This window comes from Acinetobacter sp. YH12249 (genome assembly GCF_013417475.1).
Taxonomy (GTDB): domain Bacteria; phylum Pseudomonadota; class Gammaproteobacteria; order Pseudomonadales; family Moraxellaceae; genus Acinetobacter.
Genome location: NZ_VPDX01000002.1, coordinates 68,125 through 90,620, shown reverse-complemented (window position 1 = coordinate 90,620; position 22,496 = coordinate 68,125). Strand labels below are relative to the sequence as shown.

Sequence of the window (22,496 nt, the reverse complement as noted above, 5' to 3'; positions counted from 1 at the left end):
CATGTTAAATGCATATATTTATGATGGTTTACGTTCACCAATCGGTCGCCATGCAGGAAGTCTGGCAAGCGTACGTCCAGATGATCTGGCAGCGACTGTCATTAAAAATCTGCTAGAAAAAACCGGTATTCCAGCAGCTGACGTAGAAGATGTGATCTTTGGCAGCACCAATCAGGCCGGTGAAGACAGCCGTAACGTGGCTCGTTTTGCGGCACTGCTTGCAGGTATGCCAGTGACAGTTCCGGGTCAAACGGTAAACCGCTTATGTGCATCAGGTCTCGGTGCTGTGATTGATTCAGCACGTGCCATTACCGCAGGTGAAGGCGAACTGTATATTGCAGGTGGTGTAGAGAGCATGACGCGTGCACCGTTTGTAATGGCTAAAGCTGAAAGCGCGTATTCACGTGATGCCAAAATCTATGACACCACGATTGGTACACGTTTCCCGAACCGTAAATTCACCGATCAATTTGGCGCGCATAGTATGCCAGAAACAGGTGATAACGTTGCTGAAGAGTTTGGCATTACGCGTGAACAGGCAGATACTTTTGCTGCTGCATCACAAGCGAAATATCAAGCTGCAAAAGAAGCAGGTTTCTTTGAAGGTGAAATTACCCCGATTGAAGTTTCACAAGGGCGTAAATTGCCGCCTAAATTAGTGACTGAAGATGAACATCCACGTCCATCTTCAACATTTGAAGCATTATCCAAGTTAAAACCGCTTTTCGAAGGTGGTGTTGTGACTGCAGGTAATGCATCAGGTATCAATGACGGCGCTGCAGCACTGATTATCGGCAGTGAAAAAGTTCAGGAACAGTATGGCTTAAAACCTTTAGCACGTATCCTGTCTTCTGCAGCCGCTGGTATTGAGCCACGCATCATGGGTGCGGGTCCAATCGAAGCGATCAAAAAAGCTGTAAAACGTGCAGGTTTGACACTAGATGATATGGACATTATCGAGATCAATGAAGCATTTGCCAGCCAGGTGTTATCTTGCCTGAAAGGTCTGGATGTGGCATTTGATGATCCGCGTGTCAACCCAAATGGTGGTGGCATTGCGATTGGCCATCCACTAGGCTGTTCAGGTGCGCGTTTGGCTTTAACTGTTGCGCGTCAATTACAGCGTACTGGTAAAAAATATGCCGTGATCAGCCTGTGTATCGGTCTGGGTCAAGGCCTGGCGATGGTGATTGAAAACCCTGAAGCTGCATAACAGCTTTAGTTATCGTATTAATGCCATGTATAGATGATATGCATGGCATTTTTTATTGGGCTATTTATATAGAAATACAAATCCCTGCAAATGCAGGGAATGTTTAAATCAGCGTAAGGATTATTTACGGCCAGTAACCAATAAAGTTGCTGAACCGAAAGCATAAAGTTTACCGTCTTTATCTACAATTCGGCCTTCTGAAGTCAACACATTGCGTCCAATCCGGATCACTTCGCCAATCGCAGTATAAGTTTCGCTATTTTTCATGGCTTTGAGCATTTTGACATTCAGGTCAATAGTGGAAAAACTCACGCCCGCATCAACTGTAGTATGAACTGCTGCACCGGTTACGCTGTCTAGAACCGTGGCGCAGAATCCACCATGAATGCCGCCTTGCAGGTTGAAATGACGTTCATCTGGATAAACTTCATATTCCACATAGTTTTCACGGACTACACTGAGTTTCATGGGAATGAGTTGTCCCATCGCTGAGCCAGGTAATTCGCCATTTTTAATTGCAGTTAGATATTCAAGTCCATTCATTTGAGCTGTAGTCATATAGCTTCCCTTTAATAAAATATTTCGCCTTATGAAATAATATTCTGTTTTTCTAAAATTATGATATAACAGATAGTGATCGAAATGCTATATTTTTCCAGGATGGAATGATGACAATAAAAAATCTCGTCACAGCTGCTGAATGGCAGGCACGCTGTGAACTGGCTGCGCTTTATCGCATTATTGCGCATTATCGGATGACTGACCTGATTGATACCCACATCAGCCTAAGAGTCCCAGATCAACCAGACTGCTTTCTGATTAATCAATATGGTGTCGCATTTGAAAAAATGCGTGCCTCAACGCTGGTGAAGATTAATCATGAAGGGCAGGTGGTAGAAAGCTATGAACAAGACAAGCCAGTCAATATGGCAGGCTTTGTGATTCATTCTGCAATTCATGACGCGCATCCTCATCTGAACTGTGTCATTCATACGCATACCGCGGATGGAATTGCTGTTTCTGCGCAGAAACACGGCCTTCTCCCAATTTCCCAGCATGCCATGAAATTTTATCAGCATGTGGCCTATCACGAATATGAAGGCGTTGCGCTTTCAACTGACGAACAAGAACGCTTGATTCAGGACTTGGGCGACCATCGTGCCATGATTTTACGCAATCACGGGCTATTAACAGCTGGGGAAACCATTGCGCGGGCTTTTCATGAAATCTATTTCCTGGAACGCGCCTGTCAGGCACAGGTGAAGGCCTTAAGCGGCGGTGCCGAGTTGCATTATCCAGCTGAAGAAGTCCGAATTAAAACAGCCAAACAGTTCGCCAGTCCTCTCATTGAACCGATTTTACAGCGTGCCTGGCAGGCCGCTTTGTCCCTGATTGAGCATCAATATACGGAGTATGCATCATGATTGTTATTTCCAGTTCTGTACCAAATATTGAAGCCATTCTGGTCAAGTCTTTTCAAAAATATGCGCCAGCTGGTAGTTTCTGTACAGTTGACAGCCCTGAAGCTGAACAGGCAACCACGGTTGCTGCCTGGTTTCCAGATCTGGAAAAAGTGCAGCAGCTACCAAAGCTTGGCCTGATTCATTCGATTGCTGCTGGGGTAGAACATTTAAACTTAAATGCTGTACGCCCAGATCAAGCCGTTTGCCGGGTACTGGATCCGCATCATCAAAAGGGTATGTTTGATTATTTGCTGTGGGGCGTGCTGTATTTTCAGCGTTATTTTGACCGCATGATCCAACAGCAAAAGCAGCAGCTGTGGAAGCAGTATCGCCAGAGCTATAGCCATCATATCCAGATCGGGATTATGGGACTGGGGCATATGGGCGGATACGTAGCAGAACGTTTCGCAGACATGGGCTATCAAGTCTCTGGTTGGTCGAATTCCCCAAAAGACATTAATCAAGTCAAAAGTTATGTGGGTCAAGAACAGCTTTCCGAGTTCCTGGCGCAAAGTCAGATTCTGATTAACCTGCTACCCCTTACCGAAGAGAATACTGGGATTCTTTCTGCTGAATTATTTCAGCAACTGCCTGAACAGTCAGCTTTGATTCATGTCGGGCGTGGCCAGCATTTAATCGAGCAGGATTTATTGGATGCGCTGGATTCTGGTCATCTGCGTGGTGCAATTGTCGATGTCTTTGAGCAGGAGCCGTTACCTGCGGACCATCCATTCTGGCAGCACGAAAAAATTGTGGTAACGCCACATGTCGCCTCACATGCGCCGATGTCTGTGGTGGTAGAGCAGATTCTGGAAAATGACCGTCGTTTAAATCAAGGGCTGGATTTGTGTCATCAGGTGGATGTCAATAAAGGCTATTAATTGTAGGGATACAGACAAAAAAATAAGGAAATTGATGATGTGGGAAATGATTCAGACCCAGATTCAGCAAGGCATCGCGACTTTAAGTTTTAACCGTCCAGATTCACTGAACAGTTTTAACCGGCAAATGCATGAGGAAGTCCAGCAAGTACTGAAAAGTTGGAATACGGATTCAGACATTCGGGTAATTGTGATCCGTGGTAATGGTCGGGCATTTTCAGCGGGACAGGATTTAAAAGAACGTGCCGGACAGCTTGGCAATGTACCTTTGCCACCAGAGGGTTCGCTGGCCAAATATTATAATCCTTTGATTAATCTAATTCGTAAAAGTCCTAAACCGGTGATTGCGGCAGTAAATGGTGTGGCTGCCGGTGCAGGGGCCAATATCGCGCTGGCTTGCGATCTGGTTATTGCCAAGGAAAGTGCCAAATTTATTCAAGCCTTTTCTAAAATTGGCTTAATTCCCGATGCCGGCGGTACCTGGATGTTGCCACGTTTAATTGGTTATGCACGCGCTATGGCATTAACCTTACTCGGTGAACCTGTGCATGCCAAAGACGCGGCTGAAATGGGCATGATCTGGAAAATGATCCCTGATGCAGAATTTGATGCTTATATCGGTGAACTAGCACAGCAACTGGCTCAACAGCCGACTTATGCGCTGGCTTTAACTAAACAGGCGCTGCAACGTAGTGCTGAAAATAGCATGGATCAGCAACTGGAGCTGGAACAAAACCTGCAATACTTGGCCTTGAGTAGCCAGGATTACAAAGAAGGTGTACAAGCCTTTGTCGAAAAACGCCCTGCACAATTTACCGGACGCTAAGGAGAGCATTCATGAAAATTCAAACGCGTATTACCGAGCTTTTAGGCATTCGCTATCCGATTATTCAAGGCGGCATGATGTGGGTCGGTACCGCAGAAATGGCCAGTGCAGTCTCCAATGCAGGTGGTCTGGGAACGCTGACTGCATTGACGCAACCCACACCGGAAGCACTGACCAAGGAAATTGCACGTTGCAGAGAAATGACGGATCAGCCTTTTGCGGTCAATTTAACTTTATTACCCGCTGTAAACCCACCGCCGTATGCCGAATATCGTCAGGCCATTATTGAAAGTGGAATTAAGATTGTAGAAACGGCAGGTAACAAGCCACATGAACATATTGAGGCCTTTAAACAGCATGGCATCATTGTAATTCATAAATGTACCTCGGTCCGTCATGCACTTTCAGCACAAAGAATCGGTGCGGATGTGATCTCGATTGATGGTTTTGAATGTGCCGGCCATCCGGGTGAAGATGATATTCCTGGGCTTATCTTAATTCCAGCAGCTGCTGATCAGCTTACCGTACCGATTGTGGCTAGTGGTGGTTTTGCTGATGGACGTGGTCTGGTGGCAGCACTTGCTTTAGGTGCTGAAGGAATCAATATGGGAACACGCTTTTGTGCTACTCAAGAAGCGCCGATCCATCCTAATATCAAGCAGTTTTATGTCGACAATGATGAAAGGGCAACGCATCTTCTTTACCGTCAGTTCAGAAATACTGCGCGTGTTGCGAAGAATGCAGTATCTGATCTTGTCGTTAAAATGGGTGAAGATCCAAATCTGGAATTTGAACAGATTCGCCCTTATGTCAGTGGCTTAAAAGGCAAGCTGGCTTTGGAAAATGGCGATGTAGATGCAGGTGTACTGACAGCAGGTCAAGTGATGGGGTTGATCCATGACATTCCAACCTGTCAAACGCTGATTGACAATATCATGCAAGAAGCAGAACAGATAGTTCAGCAACGTTTGGCTCAGTTTTTCCCGCGCTAGATCGATTTATTTTGATCATTTAATCAAAAGCCATTCATTACCGAATGGCTTTTTTATACCAAAGTTTTAATTTTTTAAATGTGATTTTTTATGTCATGACTAGATTTTATCCATGAACTTATATTATATTCGACCTAAAACATAATTTCGTATTATGAAATTAATTGTCATAAATACACAAATTAGAACTCATACAAGGGAATTACGATGAGAAATTATATTGCGCCATTGAAAGACATGAAGTTTGTGCTGAAAGATCTGCTCAATGTTGAACAGAAATACGAAGGCTATGCAAAGTTCGCAGACAAAGTTTCTATGGATATTATGGAACAATATCTGGAAGTCGCTGCGGACTTTTGCCAAAACGAACTTCTACCGATTAATGCGACAGGCGACCAGCAAGGCTGCCGTTTGCAAGATGGCGTCGTAACTACACCGGATGGTTTTAAAGCGGCTTATGACAAATATGTAGAACTCGGCTTTACCTCATTAACTGGCGATGAAAAATATGGCGGCCAAGGCTTCCCGACTTTATACCGTATTGCCATTTCAGAAATTATCACGGCGACCAACTGGTCTTGGGGTATGTACCCAGGCCTGTCTCATGGTGCGATGCGTACTTTAGAACATCACGGTAGTGATGAACAAAAACAGAAATTCCTGGTGCCTTTAATTGCAGGACGCTGGACCGGAACCATGTGTTTAACTGAATCACATGCCGGTTCTGATCTGGGCCTAATCCGTACCAAAGCGGTGCCAAATGAAGATGGCAGCTACAGCATCAGTGGTGAGAAAATCTTTATTTCTGCAGGTGAGCATGACCTGGCTGAAAATATCGTACATATCGTACTAGCACGTTTACCGGATGCGCCTGCCGGCACCAAAGGTATTTCGCTGTTTATCGTACCTAAATACAATCTGGATGAAGCTGGAAATGTGGCTTCACGCAATGGCGTGGTGTGTAGCGCGATTGAACACAAGATGGGTATTCATGGCAATGCGACCTGTGTACTGAATTTTGATAATGCCAAAGGTTTCCTGATCGGGCCTGAAAACCGCGGCTTGAACTGCATGTTTACTTTTATGAACTCTGCGCGTATTGGTACAGCGATTCAAGGTTTGGCTGCAGCTGAATCTTCTTATCAAGGCGCATTGGCTTATGCCAAAGACCGTCTGGCCATGCGTTCACTTGAAGGTGCTAAAGAACCAAACCTGCCTGCGGATCCAATTATCGTGCATCCAGCAGTGCGTAATATGCTACTGACTCAAAAGGTATTTGCAGAAGGTTCACGTGCCTTGGCTTATTATCTGGCAACGTATGCTGATATCGCTGAAGCAACGGATAATCCTGAAGAGAGGAAAGCTGCAGAAGACCGTCTGGCATTATTGACCCCAATTGCTAAAGCCTTAATGACCGAAACAGGTGTAGAAGCTGCCAAACACGGTATGCAGGTCTTTGGTGGACACGGCTATATTGCTGAACATGGCATGGAACAGATTGCCCGTGATGCACGTATTGCCAGTCTGTATGAAGGTACTACTGAAATTCAATCAATCGACTTGCTGGCGCGTAAAGTGCTAGGTTCAAAATTGGTTTTGCTCACTGCATTAACGGATGAGATTCAGGGCTTTGTTAAAGAGCATCAGCAACATGCCCAGTTTAACCAGCAGGTTGCACAAGTGAGCCAGCTGACTGAGCAATGGCTAGAATTAACCAAAACGATTCAGGCTCAGGCACAACAGTCTGCCAATGAAATCGGTGCGGCATCTGTGGATTACCTATATTTCTCTGGTTATGTGGTGTCTTCGTATTTATGGCTGAAAATGGCGATTACGGCGCAGCAAAAGATTGAAGAAGGTAATACTGATCCGTTCTATGCAGCGAAGATCAAAACGGCACAATTCTTCTTTGCCCGGATTCTGCCAAGAACTTCAACTCACGTTGCCAATATTCAGGCCGGTGGTGAGAGCCTGTTCCTGCTGACTCCTGAAGAGTTTAAATTCGATTAATCCTTTTGCCCACGATCAATCTCTCGATCGTGGGTCTTTTTTTGTTACTACTTTTTTTATCCTGCACAAAACTCAATATCGATAGGTACTTTTCAGTATTACATCGGCCATAAAACAACAAGATCAGGAGTCTATATGGATTTAGACACGATTACTCGACAATGTCCTTATGGTGATCTGCAACTGACTTATCACGAAGTCGGACAGAAATCCTCATATCCCACCATTATTCTGATTCATGGCACAGGTGGAAATACCGACAAACATTTTAGCTATATTTTTCCTATGCTCGGTATTCATCAGCGGGTTTTATCGATTGATTTACATACCCCAGATAAAACCGATCTGGCAGTGACTGATTTTAGTCAGCAAGTTGAAGAACTGATCCAGCATGCGGTAGCAGCTGATGAAGTGATTACTGTGGTGGGTTATTCACTCGGTGCCGTGATTGCTGCACAAGTAGCCGCGAGTCTTAAACAACGCGTAGCACATTTAATCTTGCTAGCCGGTTGGGCAAAAACCAGTTCAGTCCAACAACTGCGGACCACGATCTGGGAACAGTTATTTAATGATCAATCCGCGGCTTTGCCACATTTTGTAAATTATTGCCTGTATAGCGATGATTATCTGTCTGTTCGAACTGAAAAACAGGTGCTTGATCTGGCACGCTTCGTTAAGCCTTCTCAAGATGCAGCCAAACAGCGTGAACTGAATTATCGCATTGACATCACCGCCATTTTGCCGAACATCTCTGCGGAGACTTTGATCGTGGCTTGCCGTGAAGACCGGATGGTGCCTTTAGCGCAAGCAAAATTACTGTTTGCTTCGATTCAGAACAGCCGCTATATCGAAATAGCTTCAGGACATGCAATCCATATTGAAGCGCCAGCGGAAGTGGTGCAACTGATCAACCAGTTTAGCCAGCATCCAGAACAGTATCCGGCGAATCAGAAAATCCAGCCCATGATGCCTTAAAAAAAGGAGAAAAATAATGCAAGCTCAAGGACAGCGCAGCAAGATTTTAATTGTAGGCAGCGGTTTTGGTGGATTAGGCATAGCGATCCGTCTTAAACAGCAGGGCATTCACGATTTTAAAATCATTGAACGTGCCGCAGAAGTGGGCGGAACATGGCGTGATAATACCTATCCCGGTGTCGCCTGTGATGTACCTTCCCATTTATATTCTTTCTCGTTTATTAAAAATCCCAACTGGTCACGTGTCTTTCCGCAAGGGGCAGAAATTCAACGTTACTTAATTCAATGCTGTGATCAGGAAAATATCCGGCCACATATTGATTTTCATACTCAACTGGAAAAAGCCAGCTGGAATACCGAAAAACGTATCTGGAATATTCAGACATCTAAAGGTTCTTATGAAGCAAATTTTTTAATTACAGCAACCGGGCATCTGGCAGATGAACATCTGCCACAAATTCCGGGACTAGAAGAATTTCAAGGTCAGGTCATGCATTCTGCACGTTGGAATCACGAAGTGAATCTGGATAATCAGCGTGTGGTTGTCGTGGGTTCAGGGGCTTCAGCTATCCAGCTTGTACCGGAAATTGCCAAAACAGCAAAAAGTCTGACCGTATTGCAACGCAGTGCGCCGTATATTTTACCGCGACCAGACCGGCCTTATTCTGAGTCAGAAAAACAGCTTTTCCGCAAAGAACCAGACAGCATGGCAGTGTTAAGACATTCTTTGTTCTGGGGCAATGAATACAATTTTGCCCAGCGCCGTAATCTGAAAAGTCAGATCGAGCGGGTCAAAAAAAACTGCCTGCAATTCTTGAAACACCAGATTTCAGATCCTAAATTACAGCAGAAACTCACACCGAATTATGAACCGGGCTGCAAGCGTTTATTGCTGTCCAATGATTATTATCCAACTTTTCTAAAACCGAATGTCACGCTTGAAGATTCAGCTTTGGCCGCCATCACAAAAGACGGTGTAATCAGCAAATCAGGCAATGAATATTCTGCAGATATCATCGTCTTTGCTACTGGATTTGAAGCAGCACGACCACCTTATGCGGCAAAGGTGGTAGGTAAACATGGCTTAAGCCTTGAGCAGCAATGGTCTAGTGGTATGCAGGGTTATCAATCTACGACAGTCCATAACTTTCCGAATCTGTTTATCTTAAACGGTCCAAATACCGGAAGTGGGCATAATTCAGCACTTTATTTTCTGGAAACCCAGTTTGATCTGGTACTGGATGCCTTGCAGTTTTTTGAACAGGAACAGATTCAGGTCTTTGAAGCCGATCAGAACGCTGAAAATCGCTATATGCAAGAGTTACAGCAGCTTTCCCAAGGCAGTGTCTGGTTATCAGAAAGCTGTAAAAGTTGGTATCTGGACCCGGTGAGTCGCCAGCTGACTTTGGTCTGGCCAGATTATGCGCATTCATTTAGAGACAAAAACCAGCATTTTATTCGCAGTGGTTACCATTATGAATACATGGAAAATGCTCAAAGAAAAGTTGTCTGATTTTTAAATTTTATTCATTAAAAAACCAGTCTATTTGACTGGTTTTTTATCAAAAGATGATAGAGATTAATCTGCTTTTTGCGGATCATATAAGCGATCACGTATAAACAGTGCAGGAATCAGACCACAAATAAAATAGGCGCCTGCCATTACCAGTAGTCCCGTTCCAATTGAACCTCCATGAGCAAAATATCCAATTGTGAGTGGGGCAAATACTGCTCCGATACGGCCTATATTGAATGCACCACCTACAGCCGTACCACGAATCGAAGTAGGGAAGCTTTCAGTCATATACGTGGCATTAATGGCAAATGGCATACCATATAAGAAGCCGAACATGAGCATCAGGTACAAAATATTGGTCGGTGTATTGAAATAAATTACAATCGGAAGAAACAGGGCTGTGCCCATGGTTCCAAAAGCGAACAAGGCACGTCGTCCGAAACGATCTGCCAGAATGCCTGCGACGATCTTGGCAAAAATCATGATCATAAACGTGCCAACCATATAGCCAGTCATGGCCTTAAAACTGATGCCCAGATCCGATTCGAGATAGGCAGGTAACCAGTTACTTAAACCGGCATAACCAAATTGCAGGGCACCTGCACTTAAAATCCATAGTAAAAACATCCAGCGGTGATTTTTATCTTTGAGAATGACTTTATAAGGATTCTGCTTTTTCACCTTAACTTTGCTAGCTGCTTCCTGACGTTTTAATTCACGTGAACGTAGCCATGAATCCGGTTCAGGAACAAGAAAATAAAGCAGAAAAGCCAGAACGATCGGGCAAATGGTAATCCAGTACAGCATACGCCAGCCATATTCAGGAATAATCCAGCCCGCCAGTAAAGTTGCACATAATGAGCCTAGGGTAAAACCGGTCATAAGTGCCGCCAGAACAGTTGTCCGGTATTTTGTCGGAACATATTCTGACATTAAGGTATTACAGGCGATGTATAGGGAACCCAGTCCAATAGCTGCAATACTGCGGATAATTAAAAACTGATGGTAAGATTCTACAAAGCCCAAGGTGCAGGATAAGCTGGAAGCAAGAATCATATAAAATACAATAACTTTCACCCGGCCAAAACGGTCACAGGCCCAACCGCCAATTAATCCGCCAATCACTCCACCGACCAGACTCCAGCTCCCTAAGGCACCTGCCTGAACTGTGGTTAAATTAAATTCAGCTTTGATACTGGTGAGGCTATAGGCCAAAAAAGCCAGATCAACACCGTCTGCAAGTAAAATAAGAAAACATAGAATAAACGCGGTCATCCATATTTTTTTAGGCTGAACTGTGACCCGTTCAGCTTCTAGCACTGAAGTTTCATACGTCATCATCGACATCCTTTTCTTGTTACGTTGTTGTTTTATAAGAATGAATCCACATTCTTTTGTTGCTTTTACTGATTTATTATTTCGCTATAAGAAATTTTATATTATTAATTGATAAAATATATCCAAATAATTAGCCATAAAATTCGTGATTTTATTTGTAAAAATTTGAAATTAGCCAAATATTGCATTGATTTGGGAGGAAAGATAACGTTATTATTTTTTAATCAAAATAAAGTTTCACAATACAAAATAAATTTAAAATCAAGGATAGGAGTGCTGTAATGACAAGTCAGCCATGGATGGAAGAATATAAAAAATGGAACGTCAATCCGGAATTTACCCGGCCTGACCCTGACAAAACTTTGAGTACGATGATTGCTGAGAATCTGCTTAAGTTTAAGGATAAGACTGCATTCTTTTATCTGGATCGAAAGTTCAGCTATCAGGATATTGACGTTTATAGCCAGAAACTGGCGACCTATCTTCAAAATCTAGGCTTGGCAGCCGGTAGCCGAATCGCGGTGATGTTGCCGAATATTATTCAATATCCGATTGCGACTTTCGCGATTATTCGTGCAGGTTATATTCTGGTGAATGTAAACCCGATGTACACCCAGCGTGAGTTGTATCATCAAGTTCAGGATTCAGGAGCAGAAGCCTTGATTATTCTGGGCTCAACCTTAGAACAGTTAAATAATCTGGATGAATGTCCTGCGCTGAAACATGTAATTTCTACCCATCCGCTCGATTTTATTCAGGATCAGCCGATATCAATTTATAGCCAAACGGAGCAATATCCAGAAAAACATTTTTCTGACTTTAAGCAGGCCATTGATCAGGTACAGGTGATTGATTTTGTAGCGCCTGTACAGCAGCAGGAAGATACTGTCATTCTGCAATATACCGGTGGGACTACAGGTGTTTCCAAAGGGGCTGAACTCAGTCATCGCAATATCTTATTTAATATTGCCCAGAACAGTACGGTGTTCATTAGCCATTTTGGCGATCGTTATGCCACTGAAGAAGAATATGTGTTTTGTGTCTTGCCGCTGTATCACATTTATGGTTTTACTATTTGCCTGTTCAGTTATGGTCTGAGTCGTGGTTTTGCCAATGTCCTGATTCCAAATCCAAGAGATCTGGATGCATTGGTAGATCAATATCATAAACATCCTCCGACGGTGTTTCCGGGCGTGAATACCATGTTTAATGCATTGGCTCATCATCCACGTTTTCGCGAGCTGGATCACTCACGCCTAAAAACCACGACAGGTGGCGGTGCATCTGTTTTAAAAAATACGGCAGAATTATGGTATGAAGTCACAGGCTGTCATATCTATGAAGGCTACGGTCTTTCTGAGACCTCACCAACGGCAACATTTAACCCGCCTTTAAGCAAGCGCTTTAGCGGTAGTATTGGCTTGCCATTGGCAGGCACAGAAATTCAGATTCTGGATGATGAAGGAAAACCTGTAGCACTTCATCAGGCTGGAGAAATTGCTATTCGCGGCCCTCAGGTGATGAAAGGTTACTGGAAACAACCGGAAGCAACAGCACAGGTATTTACCAAAGATGGTTTCTTCCTGACAGGTGATATCGGCTGTATGGACGAGAAGGGTTATATCACCATTTTAGACCGTAAAAAGGACATGATTCTGGTCTCAGGCTTTAATGTCTATCCAAATGAGCTGGAAGGCGTTTTATCCAAACATCCTAAAGTACTGGAATGTGCCGTCATTGGAGTGGATGATGAAAAATCTGGACAAGTTCCGAAAGCCTTTATTGTAAAACAGGATACCAGTCTGACCGAGAATGAAGTCATGACCTATCTGAGACTACAATTGACCAGTTATAAGCTGCCAAAATATATTGAGTTTGTGTCTGGATTGCCAAAGTCTGCAGTCGGTAAAATTCTACGCCGTGAGTTGCCTAAAACCGTGCAGCCGGATGCCAAAGCCTGCTGAGAAATGACATAGTCAAAATAAAAAAGGAATCTTTCGATTCCTTTTTTTATTGCTGAGCAGTTTAGCGCTGCTGGATGACTTTTTTACTTTTCAGCTCTTCCATTTCAGCAGGGCTTAAATACTGGCTCAAGATGGCGTCGGTATCTTCACCCAGACACGGTGGTGCTTTTTTATATTCTACCGGGGTCTTGGAAAGTTTAATCGGCGAACCAATCGAGGTGTAATCGTCACGTAGAGTATGCGGCATCTGAATGACCATTTCACGCGCCAGAACCTGTTCTTCTTCCAAAGCCTGTTTCAGGTTATTGATCATGCCCACTGGGACTTTGACTGCATGAATAAGATCTACCCAGTGTTTTGCCGGTTGAGAGTAGAAATGAGCCTGTAAGAGAGTGGTGAGTTCTTCACGATGTGTAACCCGTCCTGAATTTTTCAAGAAGCGCGGATCTTCTGCCACGTTATTCAAACCCACGGCCTGACACAGCGCTTGAAATTGCAGGTCATTCCCACAGGCAATAATGAACTCACCTTCCTGTGCTTTAAACACCTGATAAGGCACAATATTGGCATGGGCATTTCCGAAGCGGCCAGGGACTTTACCTGAGGTCAGATAATTCATGGCTAGAACAGAGAGGGAAGCGACCTGGGTATCCAGCAGTGCCATATCAATATGCTGACCTTCACCAGTTTTTTCACGGGACAATAAAGCAGCTTGAATCGCAATTGCAGCATATAAGCCAGTGGTCAGATCAGCAAAGGCTAGACCTGCTTTTTGCGGACCACCCCCTGGAAGGTCATCACGTTCACCCGTAACACTCATCATACCGCCCATACCCTGAACAATGAAGTCATAGCCTGGTTCTTGCGCACGCGGGCCATTCTGGCCAAAGCCGGTAATTGAACAGTACACCAGACGCGGATTTATCTGGCTCAGACTTTCATAATCCAGACCATATCTTTTCAATGAACCCGCTTTATAGTTCTCAATGACTACATCGCTTTGTTCTGCGAGTTTCTTGATAATGCGTTGACCTTCCGGGGTAGATAAATCTACGGCAACCGAATGTTTACCACGATTGGCTGAAAGGTAGTAAGCCGATTCATGGGTATCTTCCTGCTGATTATTTTTAAGCCAAGGTGGTCCCCAGATTCGTGTGTCATCTCCATGATCAGGCTTTTCAATTTTAATCACTTCTGCACCTAAGTCCGCCAGAATCTGGCTACACCAAGGACCAGCCAAAATCCGGCTTAAATCCAGTACACGAAAGCCTGTTAAAGCACCCATCGTTACGCTCCCTGTTCGATGTTATTTAGATTACATGTCATTTTAATAATCGCTTTAAAGCTATATGAAAATGGAAAAACAATCAACTTTACGATACTTAATTTCGTCTAACAAAATAAAACACCTAAAATGATTGAAAAATCATCCTAACTTCTTTAGCCTGATGACGAGAATAAATACGATTCAAAAATAACAGGAGAGGGAAAAGTCTCGGGAATGAGACTATAAGAACAGGAGTAAGTACTGTGCTTTGAAAACGGATCGCGCTTAAAGCGCATGCATACAGAAGTGTGCATACTCAAGATCAGAATGAAAAAACCTAAGGATAGGAATAGAGATTTAAATATGACGGAATTAGTAAGAGAACAAGTTTTAGAAAGAGAACTCGCAAAGATAAAACCCACCACCAAGCGAACCCAGCAGATCGCCTTTGTCTTTGCCTTTTTGGCACTCTTGGTCGATGGCGCGGATATGCTACTGCTGTCCTTCAGCTTAAATAGCCTGAAAGCAGAATTTGGTTTAAGTAATTTACAAGCCGGCACCTTGGGTAGTTTTACACTCGCGGGTATGGCGATTGGTGGTTTTATTGGTGGCTGGGCTTGTGACCGTTTAGGCCGGGTACGTACAGTCGTTATTTCAATTCTGATCTTTTCAGTATTAACTGCAGCCTTGGGCTTTACCCAAAACTATGAACAGTTCGCGGTACTACGTTTCCTGTCTGCGTTTGGGATCGGGTCTTTATATATTGCAGCCAGTACCCTGATGGCTGAATATGTACCAACCAAATACCGGACTACAATTTTAGGTACCTTACAGGCAGGTTGGACGGTCGGCTATATCGTAGCTACTGTATTGGCAGGTTGGATTATTCCTGAATATGGCTGGCGTACACTGTTTTTTGTCGCGATTATTCCATCCGTCATGGCGATTTTTATCCAGAAACTGGTTCCTGAACCAGAATCGTGGCAGCGTGCAAGATTACTGCGTTTATATGCACCCGCTGAAGAAACCACCAAACAACCTGTTAAGAAAAGTACCGTTAAAGAAATCTTTGCAGATCCTGCGAATCGTAAAATGTTTATTTTATGGATTTTTACGGCTGGCTTTCTGCAGTTTGGCTATTACGGTGTAAATAACTGGATGCCGGCTTATCTAGAATCTGAATTACACATGAACTTTAAATCAATGGCGGGCTATATGATCGGGACTTATGTCGCCATGATTTTTGGTAAAGTTCTGGCCGGATTTGCTGCAGACCGTTTAGGTCGACGCGCCGTTTTCTCTTTTGGCGCGATTGGTACGGCGATTTTTCTACCCGTAATTGTGCTGTTCAACACCCCAGATAATATTGCCTATCTGCTAATTTTCTTTGGTTTCCTATATGGTATTCCATATGCAATTAACGCAACTTATATGACTGAAAGCTTTGCGACGTCAATCCGCGGTACAGCAGTCGGTGGTGCTTATAATGCAGGGCGTATTGGGGCCATGTTTGCGCCTGCGATTATTGGCGCAGCAGCGAGTGGTGGTTCAATTGGCTTGGGCTTCCTGATTATGGGCGGTGCCTATTTCTTGTGTGGTGCAGTGTCTGGGATCTTTATCAAAGATCGTCAATATGACCCACAAAAAGCATAATGATCATTTTAAACAATGATGTTAAAAATGAGCCTCATAAGGGCTCATTTTTTATCTATTTAATTTAAAAATAAGATTTCTATTTTTTATTGGTCCGACTCTTTTTGCAGATGAATACTTTTCAGACCATCATTTACTTTATTGAGTAAATGAATCAGGGTAATCACATCATCAAAAGCCAGTTTATTTAAGGCTTGTCCATAAAACTCAAAAAAATCATCCTGCAGGCTATCCCAGGTCTGAAAACCTTCCGTGGTAAGCGCAACAATTTTGGCACGTCGATCCTGTTCATTGATAACACGCTCTACCAGTCCATCACGTTCCAGTCGTTTTAAGACGGCATCCAGATTTTGTCGGCTTACACCCAGATATTCGGTCAGATCTGAAAAAGACATACCAGATTTAACTTTAGGACGAGACAGGGCACCCAGCACAGCCCAATGCACGGGAGATATTTTTAGCTCATTTAAGCATTTTCGATCCAGACTGTTTCCCACCTGAAACAGACGGAAAAACAGCCGGTTATGAGCGGAATATAAGGATTGATCATATTTTTTTGACAAAGTATCACTCACTATATGCAACATCCTCAAAACTGAAATAGCCAAACGGCGCAAAGTATAACCTATCGCTTTTTCGCATAAATCAGTTTCTTTTATAATTTGTTTTAAAAATCATAGTGTTTTAGCAGAAATCTGCATCTTTAAATCCTGAACTAAGCGATTAAATCATTTAAAAATATCTTTCTTGATATTCACAGTTTCAGTTTGTTCTCTAGCTGAATATCAAGGCAGTCATCTAGCAATCTAAAGAAATAAAACATCCTTCATGAAACAGAAACAGCTTAGTAATAAGCTGGGACTAGATATGGGTTACTCTAAAGATAAAAGTCAATATAGGTCAATACATTGAATAAATAAAATTATTAACTAATTGTTATTTAAATATTTATAAAAATATAAATATTATTTTATGTAAATATATTGACATAAATTCAATCTCTTTCTATTTTAGATAAAACACACCGAATTAGAACAACAGCTGATTAAATTCGACAACAAATAGCGTAGGGATAAAGCAATGAAAGGATTAAAAGACAAGGTCATGATTGTGACAGGCGGTGCAGGCGGAATTGGTTCCGCAACCTGCCGACGTCTGGCTGAAGAAGGCGCAAAAGTTGCCATTTTTGATATGAATCTGGAAGCTGCCGAGAAGCTGGCAAATGAAATTAATCAATACGGTCAGGCGTTAGCAATTCAGTGTGATATTACCCAAAGTGACGTCGTTGAACAGGCGGTTCAAAAAACGGAAACTGAATTAGGCCCGATCGATGGACTAGTGAATAATGCTGGTTGGGACATTTTTAAACCCTTCATTAAAAGCACCCCAGACGAATGGCAGAAACTGATCCAGATCAATCTGGTCGGTATGCTGAATATGCACTTTGCTGTGCTGAAAGGCATGGTCGAACGTAATTCCGGCAGTATCGTTAATATTGCCTCAGATGCAGCCCGTGTCGGTTCTTCGGGCGAAGCAGTCTATGCTGCCTGTAAGGGAGGATTGCTATCTTTCTCCAAAACTCTGGCACGCGAACATTCACGCCATAACATCAAAATTAATGTGATTTGCCCAGGACCAACTGATACCGCTTTACTTGCAGGCGTGACTGAAGGTGCATCAAATCCAGAAAAATTACGTGAAGCCTTTGTTCGTGCCATTCCACTGGGCCGTTTGGGTCAGCCGGATGATTTAGCTTCTGCGATTGCTTTTTTCTTAAGTGAAGATGCCAGCTTTATTACCGGACAGGTCCTTAGTGTCTCTGGCGGTTTGACCATGAATGGTTAAAGCATCAAATTAATTAACACTAAATTAGACAGATAAAACAGTACAGGACGTAATGAACATGAATTTTGAAGATATCTTATATGAAGTAAAAAACGGTGTAGCCTGGATCACGATTAACCGTCCAGAAAAAATGAATGCCTTTCGTGGTACGACCTGTGATGAACTGATCAAGGCTTTAAATAAGGCAGGCTATGACCGTAACGTTGGGGCGATTGTATTGGCCGGCGCGGGTGAAAAAGCGTTTTGTACTGGTGGTGATCAGTCTGCGCATGATGGTAATTATGACGGTCGCGGTACCATTGGTTTACCGATGGAAGAATTGCATACCGCCATTCGTGATGTCCCCAAACCGGTAATTGCGCGCGTACAAGGTTATGCGATTGGGGGAGGTAATGTACTGGCCACGATTTGTGATCTGACGATCTGTTCAGATAAAGCAATCTTTGGTCAGGTCGGGCCAAAAATGGGTTCAGTCGATCCAGGTTATGGCACAGCATTTTTAGCACGCGTCGTGGGTGAGAAGAAAGCCCGTGAAATCTGGTACATGTGCCGCCGTTATTCTGGTCAGGAAGCGGTTGAAATTGGATTGGCCAATAAATGTGTACCAGCAGATCAACTCGATGCAGAAGTTCAGGCATGGGGCGAAGAAATCTGTCAGCGTAGTCCGACCGCAATCGCGATTGCCAAACGCAGTTTCAATATGGATACCGCACATCAGGCGGGGATCGCTGGCATGGGCATGTATGCGCTAAAACTTTATTACGATACTGAAGAGTCTCGTGAAGGCGTGAATGCATTGAAGGAAAAACGTCAGCCTGAATTCCGTAAGTATGCTAAATAAGGAGACTGATCAATGAAAAAGAATCCTTATATCACCGAAGATCTAGAACTTTTAGCTGAAACGGCAGAAAAATTTGCCCAGAAATATGTGGCTCCCGGTTTTCTGGAGCGTGATCAAAGCCGAGTCTTTGATCGTGATCTGGTGAAAAAAATGGGGGAAATGGGCTTTATAGCCCCCGAACTCCCTGAACAATACGGTGGTCAGGGTATGGGCCGACTGGCAGCAGGGATTATCCATGAAGCCATTGCCAAAGCAGACTTAAGTTTTTCTTATATCAACTTGCTGGCTTCTTTAAATGGTCAGATTCTGGCAGAACATGGACAGCCTGAAGTGGTGGAGCCATGGTTAAAAAAACTGACCGCTGGTGAAGCGATTTTTTCTATTGCGTTGACCGAGCCACGTGGTGGTTCAGATGCTGCCAACTTACGTTTAAAGATTGAACGTGATGGCGACGAATATGTGATTAACGGCGAAAAGACCTCAATTTCTGCGGCCGATCAGGCAGATGCTTCGGTGGTTTTCGGTCGCACTGGCACCCATGAAGATGGTGCACATGGCGTGACAGCGCTCTTGGTTCCGATGAACTTACCAGGCATCAGCACCACACGTTTTGACTGTCACGGCCAGCGTGCGATTGGTCGCGGTTCGATCTTCTTTGACAATGTCCGTGTACCAGTAAATCATCGTCTGGGCAATGAAAATAAAGGTTTCGTTCAGGTTATGCAGGGCTTTGATTTCTCGCGTGCCCTGATTGGTCTGCAAGTTTTGGCGGTTGCACGCGTCAGTCTGGATGAGGCTTGGGAATATGCTGCGCAACGTGAAGCTTTTGGTCAGCCATTGACTGCTTTCCAGGGTGTTTCCCATCCGTTAGCAGAATATGAAACGCAGGTTGAAGCTGCGCGCTTACTTTGTCTGCAAACATTATGGCTGAAAGACAACCATCTGCCACATACCTCTGAAGCAGGCATGTGTAAATGGTGGGGGCCGAAACTGGCCTATGATGTGATTCATCAATGCCTGCTGACTTTTGGTCATGCCGGTTATGACCGTGGTGTGATGGAACAGCGCATGCGTGATGTACTGGGCTTCCAGATTGGCGATGGCACAGCACAGATCATGAAAACAATTATCGCTCGGCATAAGGCAGGACGTAAGGCTGTACCAGCTTAAGGAAAGTATGCCCCCGCCAAAATAAGACTATTATAAAAAATGAGGAATAAGCGAATGGATTTCGATGCGGTTCTGATCCCGACAAGAAAAGAGGCCATGCTCAAACAGGGACACTGGCTCAATCAAACAATTCTCGATTTTTTACGCAGTGCGGTAGAAAAAAATCCGGACAAAACCGCTTTAGTGAGTTTTAAGGTCGAGAATCAAACTGAACAGACTTTCAGCTACCAGCAGCTTTGGGACATGACCAACAAAATTGCGCTGGGCTTGAAACAGTTGGGTATTGAGAAAAATGATGTGGTGTCTTGCCAGTTGCCGAACTGGTGGGAATTTACCTTGCTGTATCTGGCTTGTAGCCGTATTGGCGCCGTATTGAATCCACTCATGCCGATATTCCGTGAGCGTGAACTGGAATTCATGCTTAAACATGGTGAATCTAAAGTATTTGTTGTGCCTAAAATCTTTCGTAATTTTGGCCATGAACAGTTGGCCAATCAGCTACACAACAAGCTGGACACCCTAAAACACGTAGTTGTAGTGAATGGGGATGGCGAGAATAATTTTGATCGCCTGTTGCTTAATCATAGTCTGGAACAGAATGCTGCAGCCATTGCTGAGCTAGATGGGCTTGAATCTGGCCCAGATGATATTACCCAACTAATCTTTACCTCGGGCACTACAGGTGAACCGAAAGGCGTGATGCATACCGCTAATACCTTGTTTTCCAATATTGTGCCTTATGCAGAGCGTTTGCATTTAACTGAAAATGATGTGGTATTGATGGCGTCACCGATGGCGCATCAGACCGGATTTATGTATGGCCTGATGATGCCGATTCAGCTCAATACCAAAGTGGTATTACAGGATGTCTGGGATGTCTCCAAAGCAGTAGACTTGATTCATCAGCATCAGGTGAATTTCACCATGGCTTCAACGCCATTTTTGAACGACCTGTCCAATACTGTGGCTGAACAGCATGACAAAGTCGATTCACTGAAAATTTTCCTTTGTGCTGGTGCGCCAATTCCGGGACCATTAGTGCAAAAAGCCCGGGAGATTTTAGGCGTAAAAGTGATTTCAGCCTGGGGAATGACTGAATGTGGCGCGGTCACTACTACCTGTCCAGAAGATGACGATGAACGTTCTTTTAATACTGATGGCATCGCCTTGCCGGGTGTAGACGTCAAAATTGTCGATAAAACAGGACAGACCAAGCCGGTGAATGAGTCTGGTCGCTTGATGATTCGCGCTTGTTCTGGATTCGGTGGCTACCTCAAACGTGCTCATTTAAATGATACCGATGCAGATGGCTGGTTTGATACGGGCGATATTGCCTATCAGGATGAGAAAGGTTATATCCGGATTTGTGGCCGTAAAAAGGATGTAATCATTCGTGGCGGTGAAAATATTCCGGTTGCAGAAATTGAATCACTTTTATATAAACATCCCAATGTGGCGGTGGTCGCTTTAGTGGCCTATGCAGATGAACGGCTAGGTGAGCGTGCCTGTGCGATTATCAAGTTAAAAGATCAAGCACAGTCTTTAAGTTTTAATGAGCTGGTGGATTTTCTGAAAACCCATAATCTGGCAATGCAATATATTCCAGAACGTTTGGAGATTTGGGACGAGATTCCGATGACGCCATCGGGGAAAATCCAGAAATTTAAACTCAGAGAATTACTGGCCCAGCATATTGCATCAACTGTGGCAGTAGCAAATTAGAACTGAGAATAAAACTGAACAAACCCTGATGTGACATCACATCAGGGTTTTTTACCAGCAAATAAGTAAATGAACAAAATTACTTATATCTGGATGAAATTATTTTAATAACTTTAACAGCGCCTCAGCCGTTGCGGCAGAAGATGCCGGATTCTGTCCGGTAATTAACAGGCCATCTTGCTGTACATGCACTTGCCAGTCCTCAGCCTTGGAATACTGTCCGCCTTTTTCTTTCAGCGTATCTTCAACTAAAAATGGCACGATATCAGTCAGGCCAACACCATCTTCTTCAGTGTTACTAAAGCCAGTCACTGATTTACCTTCGACGATAGGTCGGCCTTCTGCATTTTTAACATCGCGAAGCACACCCGGTGCATGACAGACAAGTGCCACAGGTTTATTGGCCTGTAGAGTCTGTTCAATTAAGGAAATAGAATTCTGGTCATTGGCCAGATCCCATAACGGTCCGTGACCACCCGGATAAAAGATCGCATCAAAATCCTGATTCAGCACATCACTTAATTTATGCGTATTGGCAAGAGCCTGCATGGCCACTTCATCTGCTTCAAAACGTTTGGTTGTTTCGGTTTGCGCATCAGGTTCATTGCTTTTTGGATCAAGTGGTGGCTGGCCACCGGCTGGAGAGGCCAACGTTACGTCTGCGCCTGCATCAATAAAAGTGTAATAAGGAGCAGCCAGTTCTTCGAGCCAGAATCCGGTTTTTTTACCCGTTTCGCCAAGTTGATCATGGGAGGTTAATACAATCAGAATTTTCATATTTTTCCTTAAAATTATCTTGAATGATTTGATGGAATAACAA

Annotated in this window: 19 protein-coding genes; 14 read left to right on the top strand and 5 right to left on the bottom strand. The window is 43.8% G+C overall.

What is annotated here, in order from left to right:
* The first annotated feature begins 1 nt into the window (after nt 1).
* Complete coding sequence (locus tag FTV25_RS01700) at nt 2-1,213, top strand: 3-oxoadipyl-CoA thiolase (RefSeq protein ID WP_159123593.1); 1,212 nt, start codon at nt 2-4, stop codon at nt 1,211-1,213.
* Nucleotides 1,214-1,333: 120 nt separating this feature from the next.
* Here the strand turns inward: FTV25_RS01700 and FTV25_RS01695 are convergent, their stop codons facing one another.
* Complete coding sequence (locus FTV25_RS01695) at nt 1,334-1,771, bottom strand: PaaI family thioesterase (protein ID WP_180002010.1); 438 nt, start codon at nt 1,769-1,771, stop codon at nt 1,334-1,336.
* A gap of 110 nt (nt 1,772-1,881) precedes the next feature.
* On the opposite strand from FTV25_RS01695, the gene FTV25_RS01690 reads away from it, so the two are divergent.
* From FTV25_RS01690 to FTV25_RS01660, 7 genes are all read left to right on the top strand, one after another.
* The gene (locus FTV25_RS01690) at nt 1,882-2,637 is read left to right on the top strand and encodes a class II aldolase/adducin family protein (RefSeq protein ID WP_159123591.1); all 756 of its coding nucleotides are present in this window, start codon (nt 1,882-1,884) and stop codon (nt 2,635-2,637) included.
* Nucleotides 2,634-3,557: a glyoxylate/hydroxypyruvate reductase A gene (locus tag FTV25_RS01685; RefSeq protein WP_125278513.1), complete on the top strand. Its 924-nt coding sequence runs from the start codon at nt 2,634-2,636 to the stop codon at nt 3,555-3,557. The genes FTV25_RS01690 and FTV25_RS01685 overlap by 4 nt, the downstream gene beginning before the upstream one ends.
* Nucleotides 3,558-3,594: 37 nt before the next feature.
* Entirely contained in the window at nt 3,595-4,383 is a 789-nt protein-coding gene (locus FTV25_RS01680; protein WP_180002009.1) for an enoyl-CoA hydratase-related protein, read from the top strand.
* An 11-nt stretch (nt 4,384-4,394) separates the two neighbouring features.
* The gene (locus tag FTV25_RS01675; RefSeq protein ID WP_180002008.1) at nt 4,395-5,375 is read left to right on the top strand and encodes a nitronate monooxygenase family protein; all 981 of its coding nucleotides are present in this window, start codon (nt 4,395-4,397) and stop codon (nt 5,373-5,375) included.
* A 207-nt stretch (nt 5,376-5,582) separates the two neighbouring features.
* A complete protein-coding gene (locus FTV25_RS01670; RefSeq protein WP_180002007.1) occupies nt 5,583-7,385 on the top strand; it encodes an acyl-CoA dehydrogenase C-terminal domain-containing protein in 1,803 nt (600 codons plus the stop codon).
* A gap of 135 nt (nt 7,386-7,520) precedes the next feature.
* Nucleotides 7,521-8,360 (top strand): alpha/beta fold hydrolase, encoded by an 840-nt coding sequence (locus tag FTV25_RS01665; protein WP_180002006.1) that lies wholly within the window; start codon nt 7,521-7,523, stop codon nt 8,358-8,360.
* Nucleotides 8,361-8,376: 16 nt separating this feature from the next.
* The gene (locus FTV25_RS01660; RefSeq protein WP_180002005.1) at nt 8,377-9,873 is read left to right on the top strand and encodes an NAD(P)/FAD-dependent oxidoreductase; all 1,497 of its coding nucleotides are present in this window, start codon (nt 8,377-8,379) and stop codon (nt 9,871-9,873) included.
* A 66-nt stretch (nt 9,874-9,939) separates the two neighbouring features.
* Here the strand turns inward: FTV25_RS01660 and FTV25_RS01655 are convergent, their stop codons facing one another.
* Complete coding sequence (locus FTV25_RS01655) at nt 9,940-11,214, bottom strand: MFS transporter (RefSeq protein ID WP_159123585.1); 1,275 nt, start codon at nt 11,212-11,214, stop codon at nt 9,940-9,942.
* 281 nt (nt 11,215-11,495) lie between these two features.
* Between FTV25_RS01655 and FTV25_RS01650 the strand changes: the two genes are divergently transcribed.
* Entirely contained in the window at nt 11,496-13,178 is a 1,683-nt protein-coding gene (locus FTV25_RS01650) for an AMP-binding protein (protein ID WP_180002004.1), read from the top strand.
* A 61-nt stretch (nt 13,179-13,239) separates the two neighbouring features.
* On the opposite strand, the gene FTV25_RS01645 is transcribed toward FTV25_RS01650, so the two are convergent.
* Nucleotides 13,240-14,463 carry a CaiB/BaiF CoA-transferase family protein gene (locus FTV25_RS01645; protein ID WP_180002003.1) on the bottom strand — a complete coding sequence of 408 codons (1,224 nt, stop codon included), beginning with the start codon at nt 14,461-14,463 and terminating at the stop codon, nt 13,240-13,242.
* Nucleotides 14,464-14,808: 345 nt separating this feature from the next.
* Between FTV25_RS01645 and FTV25_RS01640 the strand changes: the two genes are divergently transcribed.
* On the top strand, nt 14,809-16,098 hold the full coding sequence (locus FTV25_RS01640; RefSeq protein ID WP_180002002.1) for an MFS transporter: 1,290 nt from the start codon (nt 14,809-14,811) through the stop codon (nt 16,096-16,098).
* A gap of 86 nt (nt 16,099-16,184) precedes the next feature.
* On the opposite strand, the gene FTV25_RS01635 is transcribed toward FTV25_RS01640, so the two are convergent.
* Complete coding sequence (locus FTV25_RS01635) at nt 16,185-16,673, bottom strand: MarR family winged helix-turn-helix transcriptional regulator (protein WP_034706362.1); 489 nt, start codon at nt 16,671-16,673, stop codon at nt 16,185-16,187.
* A 505-nt stretch (nt 16,674-17,178) separates the two neighbouring features.
* On the opposite strand from FTV25_RS01635, the gene FTV25_RS01630 reads away from it, so the two are divergent.
* The 4 genes from FTV25_RS01630 to aliA are packed head-to-tail and all read left to right on the top strand — an operon-like array spanning nt 17,179 to nt 21,676.
* Nucleotides 17,179-17,943, top strand: coding sequence for a glucose 1-dehydrogenase (locus tag FTV25_RS01630; RefSeq protein ID WP_180002001.1), 765 nt, complete (start codon nt 17,179-17,181; stop codon nt 17,941-17,943).
* Between the two features lie 58 nt (nt 17,944-18,001).
* On the top strand, nt 18,002-18,784 hold the full coding sequence (gene badI / locus FTV25_RS01625; RefSeq protein WP_179993043.1) for a 2-ketocyclohexanecarboxyl-CoA hydrolase: 783 nt from the start codon (nt 18,002-18,004) through the stop codon (nt 18,782-18,784).
* A 12-nt stretch (nt 18,785-18,796) separates the two neighbouring features.
* On the top strand, nt 18,797-19,954 hold the full coding sequence (aliB, locus tag FTV25_RS01620) for a cyclohexanecarboxyl-CoA dehydrogenase (RefSeq protein WP_180002000.1): 1,158 nt from the start codon (nt 18,797-18,799) through the stop codon (nt 19,952-19,954).
* A 54-nt stretch (nt 19,955-20,008) separates the two neighbouring features.
* Nucleotides 20,009-21,676, top strand: a complete 1,668-nt coding sequence (gene aliA / locus FTV25_RS01615; protein WP_180001999.1) for a cyclohexanecarboxylate-CoA ligase — start codon at nt 20,009-20,011, stop codon at nt 21,674-21,676.
* Between the two features lie 99 nt (nt 21,677-21,775).
* Here aliA and FTV25_RS01610 read toward each other — a convergent pair whose 3' ends face one another.
* A complete protein-coding gene (locus tag FTV25_RS01610; RefSeq protein ID WP_179993040.1) occupies nt 21,776-22,453 on the bottom strand; it encodes a type 1 glutamine amidotransferase domain-containing protein in 678 nt (225 codons plus the stop codon).
* Nucleotides 22,454-22,496: the final 43 nt, after the last annotated feature.